This is a genomic window from Alterinioella sp. (genome assembly GCF_058343375.1).
Map to the genome: position 1 here is coordinate 1 of NZ_JBTUJH010000054.1, position 15,690 is coordinate 15,690.

Here is a 15,690-nt window from a genome sequence, read left to right on the forward strand (position 1 = left end):
CGGTGGCGGCCATAGCGTTGATAGATATGCTGGATCACCTCCTCGCGCCGCTCATGTTCAAAATCAACATCGATATCGGGCGGCTCGTCGCGGGCCTCGCTCACGAAGCGTTCAAACACCATGGCGCCGATTTCGGGCGAAACGGAGGTCACGCCAAGCGCGTAGCAGGTGATGGAATTGGCCGCCGATCCGCGCCCCTGACACAGAATGCCGCGCGACCGGGCGAATTTGACGATGTCATGCACGGTAAGGAAATAGGGCGCGTATCCCAGTTTTTCGATCAGGGCCAGCTCATGCGCCAGCATCTTTTTCGCCCGCTCCGGCACGCCCGAAGGATAGCGCCAGTCCAGCCCCTCCTGCGCCAGCCGGGTCAGCCGCCCGGAGGCCGTTTCGCCCCCGGAAACCTCCGAAGGATATTCATAGCGCAGCGAACTGATCTCGAACCGGCAGCGCGCGGCCACGTCGCAACTGCGCGCCACCGCGCCCTCAAACCCGGCAAAGATCCGCGCCATTTCGGCTGCGCTGCGCAGGCGCTGTTCGCCATTGGCCTGCGCGCGGCGACCCAGATCCTCGACCCGCAGGCCAAGCCGGATACAGGTCAGCACATCGGTCAGCCGTCGCCGGTTGCCATGGTGCATCAGGGGGGCCGCCGAGGCGATTGTGGCAATGCCAAGCTGCCCCGCCACTCGGGTCAGACGGGCGAAATGCTGCGCATCATGGCCATCATATCGCGGGGCCATCAACAGGTGGCAGGCGGGGCCAAAGCGGCGCGTCACGACCTGCGCCTGTTGCAGCCAATCATCCGCGCCGCGCGGCATCGGCGGTTCCTGTTGCGGGCCGTGCAGGAGCAGCTCAAGCCCGTCGCCAAACGCCATCAGATCGGGCAGACGCAAGCTGCACGACCCTTTTTTGACCCTGAGCCGCCCTTTAGAGAGCATTTGGCACAAGTTCCCCCATCCCGCCCGGTGCCGCGGCAGGGCGGTCAGCACCAGCCCCTCCTCCAGCACCAGCCGGGCGGCGGGCAAGAGGCGGGGCAGGTAGGTGATGGGCGCGCTTGGCGGCTTGGGCAGATGCGCGGGCGCGGGCGGCCCGATCGGGTCTGCGGCCTGCCGCACGGCGATCTGGCGCTTGATCTCCTTCAGTTCCGACCAGGCCCGCACGATGCCCGCGACCGAGTTTTCATCGGCAATCGCGATGGCCTCGATCCCCAGCATCGCCGCCCGCCTTGCATATTCCTCAGGGTGCGATCCGCCGGTGAGGAAGCTGAAATTGGAGGTGATGGACAGTTCGGCGAATCCCATCACGATACCTGGTGGGATGACGCGGCACTTGCTAGCATTGGCCGATGGCGAAAGCTGTTTTTACCCATGCTGACGGATCGCTCTACGACGACTTGCCCGAAGCCCGCTATCACTTTCCACAGACCTATCTGCGGGCAGTGGAGGCGGCTGTCGGGGATTGGATCATCTATTATGAGCCGCGCCGGATCGCAGCCGGGTCCGAAAAGGCAGGCGGACGCCAATCCTATTTCGCCACAGCCCGCGTTCGCAAAATCGAAAGGGATCCTTTGCGCGAGGGCCATTTCTACGCCCTGATGGAGGATTACCTTGCGCTTCTCAATCCGGTCCCGTTTCGCGCCGACAACGATTACTACGAAAGTATCCTGCAACGCCCTGACGGCAAAACCAGCAAGGGTGCGTTCGGGCGGTCGGTGCGGATCCTGCCGGACCGTGAGTTCAACGCCATTTTGGCGGTGGGGTTCGTCGGCGTCAGGGATGACCTTGGCCCGGATGACTGGGCGGCAGACGCCCCCGCGCCGGGTTTTCATGAGCCGTCCGTTCCCTTTGAGCGGCCAATCATCGAGCGCCTGACCCGCAAACCTTTCCGGGACGCTGCATTTGCGCGGCAGGTCAAGTCTGCCTAGATGCAGCGCTGTGCCTTGACGGGGCTGCGTATTCTGAACGGTGGCGGCAGGCCCGAGGTGCAGGCGGCGCATATCAAACCGGTCTCGAAAGGTGGCCCCGACACGGTTCGCAACGGGCTTGCGCTTTGCGGAACCGCGCACTGGATGTTTGACCGTGGGTTGGTAACGGTTGACCAGGACCACACGATCCTGGTTGCGGAAGATCGCGTGCCTGACGAAGCGAAACGTCTGATTGTTCCGGACAGGCGGCTTATTGTCCCCCAATTCCCCCATCTGCACCCGCATCCGGCATATCTTGCGCATCACCGTGAGAGCTTCAAAGGTTAAGGTGTCTTTGGTGATGGCGAATCCCATACCCCATTATATTCACCTTTTGTTCCAGACGGGAGTCCCGATAGTCCCGATCCGGGCGGTATCAGTATTCCGGCTCGCAGGGGCCGCCATTGATGCAGTCCACGATCCGATCCAGATCCTCCTGCGACGGGTTGGAGATGGCCCAATACGGGCAGGGGCCGATTTCAAGCGAATAGTCGCGGTTCTCATCGACCTGCAGAAAGACCAGCATCGGTTCGCCATCGGTCAGCGCCCAACCACACCAGGTTGCGATACAGGTGACCTGAATTTGAACCTCCAGATTGGCCGGGGTGCGAAATCCGACGCGAGAGGCGAGATCGCCGGTGAACTGCGCCCGATAGGTGAACGGATCGGGCAGGTCATAGCCTGACCCCTGCCGATCCTCGGTCACCACATCCGGCCCGGTGCGGAAAAAACTGCCGCGCGCAATGACATAACGCTCGGACGCCTCCGCGGCCGCCCTGTAGACCGTGGCGGCGTCCCATGCCAGGCAGGACAGCGCGACAGCGGCAGGCGCGGTGGCCAGGGTGGCGGTCAAACTGGTGGCAAGGGTCAGGGCAAGGGGTTTCAGCATGCGCAGGCCTCCTGGTGGCAGGGTCATGATCCAAGCCTATCGCAAATCGCCGGATCCCGGCAGAGGCATGGCTCAGATCAGGCCGAATTCCGCCAATACCGCGCGATAGATCGGGCGTTTGAACGCCACGATCGCCGCCAGCAGATCATCGCCGCCCATCCAGCGCCAATCGGAAAACTCCACATCCTTGCAGGTCAGGTCGATCACCGTATCGGGCGCATCAAGGCGCATCAGAAACCATTTCTGTTTCTGACCGCGATATTTTCCACCCCAGCGTTTGTCGGCAATCTCGGCGGGAAAATCATAACGCAGCCAATCGCCGGTTTGCGCCATCAGCGTCACATCCCCCGGCGCAACCCCGGTTTCTTCCCGCAATTCGCGCAGTGCGGCGGCCTCGGGCGTTTCGCCCTTATCCACCCCGCCTTGCGGCATCTGCCAGGCCGGTGTGGTCATATCGGCGCGCTGACCGGCGAAAACCTGATCGGCGTGGTTGATCAGAACCACGCCGACACAAGCGCGATAGGGCAGCCCGTCCATCTTACCGCGGGCGCAGCGCGTTCAGCCCGTGCAGGATGTCGATGGCATAGGCCAGTTGATAATCCTGCGCGCGCAGTTCGGCGGCGGCCTGTGCGGCGGCCTGTTCTTCCTCCAGCAGGAGGCGTTCATCATCGGTCAGGGTCGAGTTGGAGATCGCCCCGCGCAGGGATGCTTCGGTGCGCAGCGGGCGGCCATTGCCCTCGATCTCGCCAACTTCACGCTGTTCGACCAGAATATCGGGGGCCACGCCAAGCGCCTGAATGGACCGGCCCGATGGCGTGTAATACAGCGATGTCGTCAGCCGCATCGCGCCATCGCCCTGCACCGGCATCACCGACTGGACCGAGCCTTTGCCAAAGCTGTTGGTGCCCACGATCACCGCCCGGCGATGATCCTGCAACGCCCCGGCCACGATCTCGGAGGCCGAGGCCGACCCGCCATTGATCAGCACCACCATCGGCAGGCCATCAATCAGATCACCCGGAGTTGCGTTATAGCGCTCGCCATCGGCCGGGTCGCGGCCCCGGGTCGAAACGATTTCACCCTGTTCCAGAAACGCATCCGAGACCCGGATGGCCTGGGTCAGCAACCCGCCGGGATTGTTGCGCAGATCCAGAACCACACCATCGAGGTTTTCGATGCCGCCGACCTCGTCGATCATTTCCGCCAGGCCGTCGCGCAGATTGGCATAGGTCTGTTCGCTAAAGCTGGCGACGCGCAACACGGCGGTGCTGCCTTCCAGCCGGAAGCGCACCGCGGTCAGCCGGATCACGTCGCGCACGATGGTGATGTCAAAGGGCTCATCGACGCCTTCGCGCACCACCGTGATCACGATCTCGGATCCGATCTCGCCGCGCATCATCTCTACGGCATCGCTCAAGGTCAGGCCCAGCAGCGACACGCCATCGACCTGGGTGATGAAATCGCCCGCCTCGACGCCCGCTTCGGCCGCCGGGGTGTCATCCATCGGTGTGATGACCCGGACAAATCCTTCTTCCTGCGTGACCTCGATGCCAAGCCCGCCAAATTCGCCGCGCGTCTGCACCTGCATGCCCTCATAATCGCGTGGCGGCAGATAAGAGGAATGCGGATCCAGCGAGGTCAGCATGCCGTTGATCGCGGCTTCGATCAGCGCGGCCTCATCGACATCTTCGACGTAATAGGTGCGGATGCGTTCAAACACATCGCCAAACAGGTCCAACTGTTCGTAGACCGAGGAGTTGCGCGCGTTCTCCTGCGCAATAAGCGGGCCCGCGACCTGCGTTGTCAGCAAAATCCCGATTGCGGTGCCGCCCAGGGCCGCCATGATAAATTTCTTCATATTCTTCATCCTCACTGATCTGCGGATATGAACCACGGGGTCGGGTCCACGGGCTCTGTGGCCACTCTTAGTTCCATATAAAGCGTTTCTGACAGGTCTCCGCCAGCGGCTTGCACATATTGTGTGATCAATTCTTCGCGGTTTGGTGCCTCGCCGCCCATAAGCCCGACCGGTGCCCCCTCTGACAAGAGATCGCCGCCGCGCACGTATAGCTCTCCCATACCGGCCAGAATTAACATGTAGTCATCCTGCGGCTCAAGAATAGTCACATTGCCGTAATCCAGCAGCGGCCCGGCATAGCGCACCGTGGCAGGCCAGGGCGCGGTGACCAGGGCGCGGGGTTCAGTGGCCAGGATCAGACCGGGCCGGGCAATGCCGGCGGCATCAGCCGCCCCAAAGCCGCGCAGGATACGGCCCCGCACCGGAAAGGGCAGATTTCCCATGGCCTGCGAGAAATCGGGCGTTTCGGGCAAGGGGGGCCCGACCAGATCGACCGCGCGCATGGCAATGGCGAAACTGTCCAGCGTCTCGGCATTGCTCAAAAGATCCTGCAATGCCTCGGCATCCTGGGCAAAACGCGGCGGCAAAACGCGGCGTTCGGCCATCGATTGGCTCAGCGCGACGCGCGCCCGCTGCACGCCTGAAAGCCCTTCGGCCAGTTGGGCCTCGGCCTCGCTTTGCAGGGTTCGCAGAAACGCAAGTTCGTTCAACTGGTCGCGCAGCGCAGTGGCCTCGGCGGCAACCGCAGGCGTGACATCGGACAAGATCATGCCCGACCGCGCCGTGCCCATTGGCCCGGAAGGGTGGATCAGCAGCAAGGGCGCGGGCGCGCGCTGCATGGTTTGCAGCACCCCCAGCAGGCGGCCCAACCGCTCCTGCTCGACCTCGAACACGATCTCGATCGACTGTTCCCGGACAGCCGCGCGGCGCATTCCTTCACGCAGCGCGGTCAGCCCTTCCTCATAGGCGCGGATGGTTTGCGACAGCGCATCGACCCGGTCGCGGGCGTTATCAGCCTCGGCCATGCCAAGTGCGGCGCGTTCCAGCATCGCCGCCGCCCGCTGCGCCGTCAGCGCCGGATCGGCCTGGGTCAGCGCCGGACCGGCCGAAAGGAACCCCAGCATCAGGGCAAGGACCGCAAAGAGCATCCGTCGCGTCATCGCAGCAGGCTCTCGCCGGTCATTTCAGGCGGTTGCGGCAGGCCCATAAGGTGCAACAGCGTCGGGGCCAGATCGGCCAGCCGCCCATCCCGCAGCTTTGCGCCCTCGGGCCCGCCAAACAGGATCACCGGCACCGGGTTCAGCGTGTGGGCGGTATGCGGCCCGCCGGTTACCGGATCAATCATCATGTCGCAATTGCCGTGATCGGCGGTCACGATCATCGCACCGCCCACAGCCTCCAGCGCCGCCATGACCTGCCCGAGGCCATCATCGACCGTCTCACACGCCTTGATCGCGGCAGGAATATCGCCGGTATGGCCCACCATGTCGGGATTGGCGTAATTGACCACGATCAGGTCATAGCCCTTGCCAATGGCCTCCTTGAGGCTCGCAGTTACCGCAGGGGCGGACATCTCGGGCTGCATGTCATAGGTCGCAACATCGGGTGATTTCGGCATGTAGCGGTCTTCGCCCGGCACCGGGTCCTCCCTGCCGCCATTGAAGAAAAAGGTCACATGCGGGTATTTCTCGGTTTCAGCCAGATGGAACTGCGTCAGCCCTTTGGAAGACACCCATTCCGCCAGCGTGTTGACGATTTCCTGCTTGGGAAAGATCACATCCAAATAGGTGTCGTGGCGGTCGGAATAGCCCACCATGCCGCAGACCGCCGCCCAACCGGGGCGGGCCCCGACATCAAACTGGGTGAAATTCGGGTCCGCCAGCGCGGCCAGAATCTCCCGCGCGCGGTCGGCGCGGAAATTGAGGAACAACAGCCCGTCGCCATCTTTCGGAGCGGCATATCCCAGCAGTGGCGTGGCCTTGACAAATTCATCGCTCTCACCACGCGCATAGGCGTTGCGCAGCGCCTCCTCGACACCTCTTGCCGTCGCGGCCTGTCCCGCCCCGGTCAGGATCAGATCGGCGGCCTGCTGGACCCGGTCCCAACGGGTGTCGCGGTCCATCGCATAGTAACGCCCGATGACCGAGCCGATCCGCGCAGCCTCAGGCAGCATCGCGTCAAAGGCAGGCAGAGTGTCCAACGCAGAACGCGGTGCCACATCGCGCCCATCCGTGATGGCGTGGATCTGCACCGCAATGCCCGCCGCCGTCAGAATCCGGGCCGCCGCAACGATATGGCGCTCGTGGCTGTGAACACCCCCGGCCGAGACAAGCCCCGACAGATGCGCCACGCCGCCGCTGGCCTGCATCTTGGCGATAAATTCCTGCAATGCCGGGCGGGCCCTGAAACTGCCATCCTCGATCGCCAGATCAATCTGCCCCAGATCCATCGCCACCACCCGGCCCGCACCGATATTGGTGTGGCCAACTTCGGAATTTCCCATCTGTCCGGTCGGCAGCCCGACATCGGGCCCGTGTGTCACCAGCGTCGCATTGGGGCAGGTGGCGATCAGCCGGTCAAAATTCGGGGTGTTTGCCAGGAAAGGCGCATTGCCCGGCCCAGCCTCGGCCAGCCCCCACCCATCGAGGATACACAGAACGACGGGTTTGGGTGCAATCATTGCGGCGGCCTTTAGCAATCGGTCAGGGGCGTTCTAGGCGGCGGCGCAGCGCGAGGCAAGACAGGTGGTCGATATCGGCGGCGGAAAGCTGCTTCGAAGCAGCTTGGCACGCGATTTTGAAATCGCGTCAAAAGGGCCTTGCAAGGCCCTTTTACCGTCACGCCCGATGATAGGGGCTGCGCGCCAGAATTGACGCTGCCCGATACAGCTGTTCGGCCAGCATCACCCGCGCCAGCATATGTGGCCAGACCATCGCGCCAAAGGACAGCACCAGATCAGCCTCGGCCACCAGGCCTGCGTCGATGCCATCCGCGCCGCCGATGATGAAGGCCAGATCACCCCGCCCCTGATCGCGCTTGGCGGCCAGAACCTGCGCGAAAGCGGGGGAATCCATCGCCCGCCCACGTTCATCCAGCGCACAGATCACGGCCGCCTCGGGCAGCGCCTTGCGCAACAGCGCCGCCTCAGCCCGCTTGCCGCCGCCTTTCTTGTCCTCAACCTCGACCACGCGCGCCGGGCCAAGGCCAAGCGCCCGCCCGCTGCGGTCAAACCGTGTCAGATAATCCGAGACAAGATCGTGCTCGGGGCCGGCCCTGAGGCGGCCCACAACGCAAAGATGGACCCGCATGACTTGCCCTCAGGCCTGTCCCGCGGGCAGCCACAACTTTTCCAGCTGATAAAACTCCCGCACTTCGGGGCGAAAGATATGCACGATCACATCGCCACCATCAATCAGCACCCAATCGCCGGTTTCCTTGCCTTCGACACGGCAAATCAGCCCGAAAACCTGCTTCAGCCGGTCCACGAGCTTCTCCGACATGGCCGAGACCTGACGTGTTGAGCGGCCCGAGGCAATGACCATGTAATCGGCCATTTCCGTCTTGCCGCGCAGGTCGATCTGCACGATCTCTTCCGCCTTGTCATCGGTAAGGGAGTCTATCACCTGTTCCAGCAGCGTTTCGCTGGTCAGGGTCTGGGTCTGGCGCATCATGTCAGCGCCGGGTGCAGCCGTTGCAATGGCTGCTTGAACTGGTCCAGTCAGGACATCGTCCTCCTTTAGAATCGCACCGCAAACCATTCAGGCGGCGCTAAGTCCCCATAAAATAACACCGGCCCAGCGATGCTGCAACTGCACCGGTGCATCAGGGCGGGCACTGTGGCTGTCGGGATGCACCTGCGGGCTCCGACGGCTTCGATATTGCAATGCGGGCACCGGCGGGGGCACAGGGAGCGGGCAGCTTGGCGCATCCCATCGGCTTAACCGGATGTTAACCATCCCCGCGCCAGTCTCGCGGGATGAAATACCTCCTCGTCCTGCCCGTTCTCCTTGCCGCCTGCGACAGCCCCGCCCCCGCCATGATGGGGGCTGAGGCGATTCAGGTGACCATCGACAGCACCACGTTTTCGGTCCGGGTCCGGGGGAACCGGGCCGAGGCGATCCGCACCAACATGATGGCCTTCCCGACAATAGGAGAGGTCTATCCACGCGCCCGCGCGGCAATGGAACAGGCCAGCGGATGCCAGGTGATCGAGGACAGCCTGCGCGGCGATCAATCGGTGATGCGGGCCGATCTGGCCTGCTGAGCGTCCATATATTGTGGATAACCCGGCAGTTTACCGCCATATGCAGGGCAGACCCGTTGACTCCGCGCCGCCGCTCCCCAAACATCACGGGTAACGGAATCAACAATAACAGGGCAGCGCGTGCGGTTCTCACGTCTCAGGCTGAATGGCTTCAAAAGCTTTGTCGATCCCACCGATCTGATCATCGCCGATGGTCTGACGGGGATTGTCGGGCCCAATGGCTGTGGCAAGTCGAACCTGCTGGAAGCGCTCAGATGGGTGATGGGTGAAAACCGCCCCACCGCAATGCGCGGCACCGGAATGGACGACGTGATTTTCGCCGGAGCCGCCTCGCGCCCGGCCCGCAATTTCGCAGAAGTCGCCCTGTCCATCGACAATTCCGAGCGGCTGGCACCCAGCAGTTTCAACGACTCCGACACGCTCGATGTGATCCGCCGCATCACCCGCGACGCCGGATCCGCCTTCAAGACCAATGGCCGCGACGTGCGCGCGCGCGATGTCCAGATGCTGTTTGCCGATGCCTCTACCGGCGCGCATTCGCCCGCGCTGGTCCGGCAGGGGCAGATCTCGGAACTGATCAACTCCAAACCCAAGACCCGGCGCCGTATTCTGGAGGAGGCCGCCGGGATCTCGGGCCTGTATCAGCGCCGCCACGAGGCCGAACTGAAGCTGAACGGTGCCGAAACCAACCTGGCCCGGATCGACGATGTGCTGGACCAGCTTGCCGGCCAGTTGGCGCAATTGGCCCGGCAGGCCAGACAGGCCGCCCGCTATCGTGAGATCGGCGGCGAATTGCGCCAGGCCGAGGGGCTGTTGCTCTATCGGCGCTGGAAAGAGGCCGATGAAGCGCGGGTCGAGGCCGAGGCCGCCCTGCGCGAGGCCCTGACCGCCGCCGCCCGGGCCGAAACAGAGGCCCGCAGTGCCGCCAGGATCCGTGAAGATGCCGAAACCGCCATGCCGCCACTGCGCGAGGAGGAAACCATCGCGGCGGCGCTGCTGCAACGGGTCACCGTTGAACGCGACAGTGTCAGCGCCGAGGAGGCCCGCGCCCGCAAGGCCATCGAAACCCTGACCGCCCGCATCGCGCAACTGACCCGGGACCTGACGCGCGAGGCCGGGCTGAACGCCGATGCAGGCGGCACCATCACCACGCTGGAGGCCGAGGCCGCAATGCTTGAAACCGCCAGCGAAGGCCATGACGCCGCGCTGATCGCGGCAGCCGAGGCGGTGTCGGGTGCCAGCATCGAACTGACCGAAGCAGAATCCGCCCATGCCCGCCTGACCGAAGACGCCGCCCGTCTGGCCGCGCGCCATCAATCGGCCGGGCGCGCGGTCGATGATCTGGCCCGTGCCGCCGAACGCCATCGCAGCGAGGCCGACAAGGCTCTGGCCGAAGCCGAGGCTGCCGAAGCCCGACTTTCCACATTGGCCGAGGATCACGCGACCGCCGAAATCGCGCTGCAAAGCGCCACTGACCTTGCCGCCCGCGCCGAAGAAACGCTGACCGAGACCGAATCCGCCCGCGCCCAGGCGCAGGCGCAGGAAGGCGAGGCCCGCACCGCCCGCGCCGAGGCCGAAGGTGAATTCAACACGCTCGATGCCGAGGTTCGCGCGCTGACAAAATTGCTGGAACGCGAGGCTGGGCAAGGCAACCAGTTGCTCGACCGGGTGCGCGTGGCCCCGGGCTTCGAGGCCGCTCTCGGCGCGGCGCTGGCCGATGATCTGAAGGCACCCGAAGCGGATCTGCCGGGTGCCACCGGCTGGACCACATTGGCGCAATACGACACCCCCGCCGCGCTGCCCGCAGGCATCCCGGCCCTGTCGGATTATGTCGATGCCCCGCCCGCCCTGGCCCGCCGGTTGCGCCAGGTCGGGGTGATTCAAAACGGCGATGGCCCGGGGCTGCAACCGGCGCTGCTGCCCGGTCAGCGCCTGGTCAATCGCGCCGGTGATCTGTTTCGGTGGGATGGCTACGCGCTGGCCGCTTCCGACGGTTCCTCGACCGCCGCGCGCCGGTTGCAGCAGGCCAATCAGCTTAACGAATTGTCGGCCGAACTGGAACGCATCGAACGCGCCGCCGAACGCGCCCGCATCACGCATGAGGCCAATGCCGCCCGTCTGGCCGATCTGACCGAGGCCGACAAGGTCGCCCGCGCCGCCCGCCGCGCCGCCGATCAGCAGATGGCCGAAGCCAGCCGCGCCTTCTCGCGGGCCGAGGCCGATCGCAACATTCTGGCCGGTCGTCTGGAAACCCTGCGCGCCGCTGCCGCCCGCCATGGCGATGAGGCCGAGACCGCCCGCATAAACCTTGCCGATGCGACCCGCGCCAAGGCGGAGCTTGACGATCTCGATGACGCCCGCGCCCGTGTCGAGGCCTTGAGGATCAGGGTTGAGGCCGCCCGCACGGCGCTGATCGCCGCGCGCGCCGCCCATGAGCAGCGAAAACGCGAGGGCGAGGCCCGCATCAAACGCATTGCCCAGATCGCGGCGGAACTGGTGACCTGGAAGAAACGCCTCGACAGTGCCGACACCCGTATCAGTGAACTTGAAACCCAGAAGGCCGAAACCGCAGCCGAACTGGAGCGGGCAAGCTCCGTCCCATCCGAGATTGCCGCCCGCAAAACCAGATTGCAGGGCGCGATCGACGCCGCCGAGGCGCGCCGAAAAACCGCCGCCGACACATTGGCCAGGGGCGAAACCGCCCTGCGCGAGGCCCTGCTTGCTGAACGTGACGCCGAAAAACAGGCCTCGCTTGCCCGCGAATTTCGCGCTCGCGCCGAGGCCCGGCGCGATGGGGCCGCCGAGGTGTTGCAAGGTGCCAAAGACCGCATCGAGGAGGAGCTGGAAACAACGCCGGCCGCGCTGCTGGATAGGCTCGACGGCGACCCCGCCAAAATGCCGTCGGCCGAAAGAATCGAGGCCGATGTCCTGCGCCTGCGCCGTCAGCGCGATGCGCTCGGGGCGGTCAATCTGCGCGCTGAAGAAGATGCAAACGAGCTGCGCGAAGAACACGACATGCTGAAATCCGAGAAAGAGGATCTTGAGGAAGCCATCCGCAAACTGCGCGGCGGCATCGCCAGCCTGAACCGCGAGGGCCGCGAACGCCTGCTGGCCGCCTTTGACGAGGTGAATCGCAATTTCGGCATGCTGTTCGCGCATCTCTTTGGCGGCGGCGAGGCCCGGCTGGTGCTGGTCCAAAGCGACGATCCGCTGGAGGCGGGGCTGGAAATCATGTGCCAACCGCCGGGCAAGAAGCTCTCGACACTGTCCCTTCTGTCAGGTGGTGAACAGTCGCTGACCGCGCTGGCCCTGATCTTCGCGGTGTTCCTCGCCAATCCGGCCCCGATCTGCGTGCTCGATGAGGTTGACGCGCCGTTGGATGACGCCAATGTCACCCGTTTCTGTGACCTGCTCGATGAGATGACCCGCCAGACCGAAACCCGCTTCCTCATCATCACCCACCACGCCGTCACGATGAGCCGGATGGACCGCCTGTTCGGTGTCACCATGGCCGAACAGGGTGTGTCGCAGCTGGTCTCGGTTGATCTGAAAAAGGCTGCGGCGATGGTGGCCTGACCGGTGCCGCGGCGGCGCGCAGGGTATCAGGCCGGTCCGAGGTCGCGAAATCGTGTCTGCTGCCCGGGCGGGATCCGCGCTAGGCTTTCCCAGTCACTGCAAAGGAAAACGCATGCGACTGGCTCTTCTTCTGATCTTCCTGGCCACGCCCGCATCGGCACAGGAATGGTTCCTGCGCGATGGCGATGTGTTGTTTTCCGGGACCGGGCTTGCCACCCGTCTTGTCGGCAACACGATCATCTTTTTCGATGATGGAGAGGCCCGTTATTTCAGCGATGAACGCTATAGCTATACTTACGGCAGCAATGGCGGCACCGCGCGCGGCCAATACAAGATTTTCGCAGACAGCACCGTCTGCATTGATTTCGAGAACGGGTTTTCGCGCTGTGATCTTTTTGTCCTCAACGCGTCCCGTCTGATCATGGCTACTGCAGATGGCAACCGGTTCCCCATTCGCACCGAAACACCCGGCACCGCCGTTGAAAATTGAGTATTTGGACAAAGAAGAAGCACAATTTGAATTAAACTGTCAGCTCCCTTTCATCTTGGTGGGAAATACCTCGGGGGGTTTGCGGGGCTGGCCCCCCAACCGGTCGGCGCGCGATAGCGCGCCGACAGTCCCCTACAACCTGCGCAACAATTCCGGCGTCGGCCAGGCATCCGCAGGCATCCCCAACCTCTCCTGTTCGGCCTGCACCGCCGCCCGGGTGCGGGCACCCAGGATACCATCGACCCCGCCCACATCATGGCCAAGCTGCACCAGACGTTGCTGTAAGGCGCGCATCTGATCTCCGTCCAGACCGGTATCGGGATTGCCCGCGTTATAGACCTGTGCCCCCTCAAGCCTTGTGGCGAAATAGGCCGCCGTGGTCACATAAACGAAACTTTTGTTCCACTCGAACAGCACCGAATAATTCGGATAGGCCATGAACGCCGGCCCATTGCGCCCCTGCGGCAACACGACCGAGCCCCGCAACCCGGGGCTCGGCAGTGCGCCGTTCCGCCCTCGCACGCCCATGCGCTGCCATTCCGATACCCGCCGCGTCGTCTCCAACCCGGTCTCGGCCCAGTTGAAATCCGCGGGCATGGTCACCTCCACCAGCCAGGGCTGATTTGCACTCCACCCCAGTTCCCGCAGCAGGTTGGCACCCGACAGCAGCGCATCAGCGGCCGAGTTTTGCAAATCGACGCGGCCGTCGCCGTCGCCGTCAACGCCGCGTTCCAGAATATCCTCGGGCAGCATCTGCACCATACCGATCTCTCCGGCCCAGGCCCCGGTGGTGCTGCGCGGGTTCAGATCGCCGTTTTCAAACAGCCTCAGCGCCGCAAAGACCTGCGGGCGGAACAGCTGCGGGCGGCGGCAGTCATGCGCCAGCGTCACCAGCGAATTTACCGTGTTGTAATCGCCCTGGAATGCGCCGAAATCAGTCTCGAACGCCCAGAAAGCCAGCAATATTCCGCGCGACACACCATATTCCCGCTCCACCCGGTCAAAGATCGGGCGATAGCGTTCGGCGTTCCTGCGCCCGGCATCGATCCGGTTCTGGCTGATCAACCGGCGCGAGAAATCGACGAAAGGCCGGGTAAAAATGCCCTGCGCCCGATCGGCGCGCAAAGTGGCCTGGTCCTGTTGCACACCGTCAAAAAACGCATTGATGGATTGCTGTGAATGGCCGCGCTGCGCCGCTTCCTGCCGCAACCCGTCCACGAATGCCGAAAAACTTCCGCCGCAGGTTTGCGCCTGCGCGGCGGTGGACAGGGCAAGGCTGACAAGGGCGGCAGTGATCAATCGCATTGGGGAAATCCTCGGGTTTTCTGAATCGGGATCAGAGTAGCAGGCGTTCACAGCAGCACAAGCACCAGCACGCCCGCGCCAAACACCAGCCAGACCCGCCACAGCACGGCAATCGCCGCCTCGATCTCGGCCCCCCCGATATCGCGGGTGCCGCCTGCGTTCACCCATGGAAAATCGCGCATTTCGCCATGATAGCTGCGCGGCCCGGCCAAAGCCACGTCCAGCACGCCCGCCATTGCCGCTTCGGGCCAGCCGGCATTGGGGGATCGGTGCAGGCGCGCATCCTGATGCGTCACATCCAGCGCGCGCCCCGACCAGAAGGCCAGCGCGATCAGCCCCGCAGTCAACCGGGCGGGTATCCAGTTCAGCACATCATCCAGCTTTGCCGCCGCCCATCCAAAAGCCTCGTGGCGCGGGGTGCGGTAGCCGATCATGCTGTCGGCCGTGTTCACCAGCTTGTAGATCAGGATGCCGGGCAGGCCTGCGATCAGAAACCAGAATGCCGGCGCAATGACCCCATCGCTGAAATTTTCTGCGGCACTTTCAATCGCCGCCCGTGCCACGCCCGGACCATCCAGCCCGGCTGTATCCCGCCCGACAATCATCGCCACCGCGCGGCGCCCTTCGCCGGTTCCATAGCGCAGCCCGTCGGCCACGGCACCCAGATGGGTCACCAGCGACCGCTGCGCCAGCAATATCGCGCCAATCAGCACCGACCAGAGCCAGCCCAGAGGCAGCGCCGCAACCCCAAGCCCCAACAGCCCCGCGCCCGTCACCAGCCCGGCCATCACCAGCACACCGCGCGCCCGCGTCGCGTCATTGATCCGCGCGTCGCACCAGCCAATGATGCGCCCCATCAGAACCGCCGGATGCGGCACCCGGGACCAGAGCCATTTCGGCTCGCCCATTGCGGCATCCAGCAGCAGCGCCGCCAGCAGCATTGCGGGCGTCATGACAGCGCCGCCATCACGCGGTCCCAGCCATCGGGGCCGGGCAGGCCAAGCCGCAGATTCGTCTCTGAATAAGGGAAAACGCGGCTCCAGATATGGGCGCGGGCCAGCCGGTCTTGCCAGAGGGCGGCGCTGTCCATGTCATAGAGCCGAAACAGATCGGTGCCGCAGACGCCCCTGGCCCCCGCCGCCAGCATGATCCGATCCAGCTTTGCCGCGTCTTGCGCCAGCCGGGCGCGCGTCATCTCGGCCCAGGCCGGATCGCGCAGGGCTGCCGCTCCGGTTGCCAAGGCAGGGCCGGACACCGCCCAGGGCCCGATCATCGCGGAAAGCCGCGAAATCGTCTCGGGCGCGGCAATGGCAAAGCCCAACCGCATTCCGGCCAGCCCCCAGAA

General features: G+C 64.3%; 16 protein-coding genes. 5 read left to right on the top strand and 11 right to left on the bottom strand.

All coding sequences use genetic code 11. From position 1 onward, the window contains the following. Nucleotides 1-1,301 (bottom strand): error-prone DNA polymerase family protein (locus tag ACW8PS_RS08520; RefSeq protein WP_491526936.1); only part of this gene is annotated, 1,301 nt, incomplete at its 3' end. A 44-nt stretch (nucleotides 1,302-1,345) separates the two neighbouring features. Between ACW8PS_RS08520 and ACW8PS_RS08525 the strand changes: the two genes are divergently transcribed. Beyond that, complete coding sequence (locus tag ACW8PS_RS08525; protein WP_491526937.1) at nucleotides 1,346-1,924, top strand: hypothetical protein; 579 nt, start codon at nucleotides 1,346-1,348, stop codon at nucleotides 1,922-1,924. A 15-nt stretch (nucleotides 1,925-1,939) separates the two neighbouring features. Beyond that, nucleotides 1,940-2,251, top strand: a complete 312-nt coding sequence (locus ACW8PS_RS08530) for an HNH endonuclease (protein WP_491526938.1) — start codon at nucleotides 1,940-1,942, stop codon at nucleotides 2,249-2,251. Nucleotides 2,252-2,339: 88 nt separating this feature from the next. Here the strand turns inward: ACW8PS_RS08530 and ACW8PS_RS08535 are convergent, their stop codons facing one another. The 7 genes from ACW8PS_RS08535 to rsfS all read right to left on the bottom strand — a co-directional run bounded on the left by ACW8PS_RS08535 (nucleotide 2,340) and on the right by rsfS (nucleotide 8,381). Further along, complete coding sequence (locus tag ACW8PS_RS08535; RefSeq protein ID WP_491526939.1) at nucleotides 2,340-2,852, bottom strand: hypothetical protein; 513 nt, start codon at nucleotides 2,850-2,852, stop codon at nucleotides 2,340-2,342. Between the two features lie 72 nt (nucleotides 2,853-2,924). Further along, nucleotides 2,925-3,389, bottom strand: a complete 465-nt coding sequence (locus ACW8PS_RS08540) for an RNA pyrophosphohydrolase (protein WP_491526940.1) — start codon at nucleotides 3,387-3,389, stop codon at nucleotides 2,925-2,927. 1 nt (nucleotide 3,390) lies between these two features. Continuing rightward, nucleotides 3,391-4,710: a S41 family peptidase gene (locus tag ACW8PS_RS08545; RefSeq protein WP_491526941.1), complete on the bottom strand. Its 1,320-nt coding sequence runs from the start codon at nucleotides 4,708-4,710 to the stop codon at nucleotides 3,391-3,393. Nucleotides 4,711-4,721: 11 nt separating this feature from the next. Beyond that, nucleotides 4,722-5,858 carry a murein hydrolase activator EnvC family protein gene (locus ACW8PS_RS08550; RefSeq protein WP_491526942.1) on the bottom strand — a complete coding sequence of 379 codons (1,137 nt, stop codon included), beginning with the start codon at nucleotides 5,856-5,858 and terminating at the stop codon, nucleotides 4,722-4,724. 8 nt (nucleotides 5,859-5,866) lie between these two features. Continuing rightward, nucleotides 5,867-7,390 carry a 2,3-bisphosphoglycerate-independent phosphoglycerate mutase gene (gpmI, locus tag ACW8PS_RS08555; protein WP_491526943.1) on the bottom strand — a complete coding sequence of 508 codons (1,524 nt, stop codon included), beginning with the start codon at nucleotides 7,388-7,390 and terminating at the stop codon, nucleotides 5,867-5,869. Between the two features lie 157 nt (nucleotides 7,391-7,547). Next, nucleotides 7,548-8,018 carry a 23S rRNA (pseudouridine(1915)-N(3))-methyltransferase RlmH gene (gene rlmH, locus ACW8PS_RS08560; RefSeq protein WP_491526945.1) on the bottom strand — a complete coding sequence of 157 codons (471 nt, stop codon included), beginning with the start codon at nucleotides 8,016-8,018 and terminating at the stop codon, nucleotides 7,548-7,550. Between the two features lie 9 nt (nucleotides 8,019-8,027). Further along, nucleotides 8,028-8,381, bottom strand: a complete 354-nt coding sequence (rsfS, locus tag ACW8PS_RS08565; RefSeq protein ID WP_491526946.1) for a ribosome silencing factor — start codon at nucleotides 8,379-8,381, stop codon at nucleotides 8,028-8,030. A gap of 305 nt (nucleotides 8,382-8,686) precedes the next feature. Between rsfS and ACW8PS_RS08570 the strand changes: the two genes are divergently transcribed. The 3 genes from ACW8PS_RS08570 (at nucleotide 8,687) to ACW8PS_RS08580 (ending at nucleotide 13,040) form a co-directional block, all read left to right on the top strand. Continuing rightward, nucleotides 8,687-8,974: a hypothetical protein gene (locus ACW8PS_RS08570; RefSeq protein ID WP_491526947.1), complete on the top strand. Its 288-nt coding sequence runs from the start codon at nucleotides 8,687-8,689 to the stop codon at nucleotides 8,972-8,974. A 120-nt stretch (nucleotides 8,975-9,094) separates the two neighbouring features. Then, nucleotides 9,095-12,550 (top strand): chromosome segregation protein SMC, encoded by a 3,456-nt coding sequence (gene smc, locus ACW8PS_RS08575; protein WP_491526948.1) that lies wholly within the window; start codon nucleotides 9,095-9,097, stop codon nucleotides 12,548-12,550. Between the two features lie 112 nt (nucleotides 12,551-12,662). Continuing rightward, nucleotides 12,663-13,040: a hypothetical protein gene (locus ACW8PS_RS08580; protein ID WP_491526949.1), complete on the top strand. Its 378-nt coding sequence runs from the start codon at nucleotides 12,663-12,665 to the stop codon at nucleotides 13,038-13,040. 132 nt (nucleotides 13,041-13,172) lie between these two features. Here the strand turns inward: ACW8PS_RS08580 and ACW8PS_RS08585 are convergent, their stop codons facing one another. The 3 genes from ACW8PS_RS08585 to ACW8PS_RS08595 all read right to left on the bottom strand — a co-directional run. Beyond that, complete coding sequence (locus ACW8PS_RS08585) at nucleotides 13,173-14,345, bottom strand: lytic murein transglycosylase (RefSeq protein WP_491526950.1); 1,173 nt, start codon at nucleotides 14,343-14,345, stop codon at nucleotides 13,173-13,175. A 47-nt stretch (nucleotides 14,346-14,392) separates the two neighbouring features. After that, nucleotides 14,393-15,298, bottom strand: coding sequence for an adenosylcobinamide-phosphate synthase CbiB (gene cbiB / locus ACW8PS_RS08590; protein ID WP_491526951.1), 906 nt, complete (start codon nucleotides 15,296-15,298; stop codon nucleotides 14,393-14,395). Further along, a partial coding sequence (locus ACW8PS_RS08595; RefSeq protein WP_491526952.1) for an aminotransferase class I/II-fold pyridoxal phosphate-dependent enzyme occupies nucleotides 15,295-15,690 on the bottom strand: 396 nt, incomplete at its 5' end. The genes cbiB and ACW8PS_RS08595, both read right to left, overlap by 4 nt.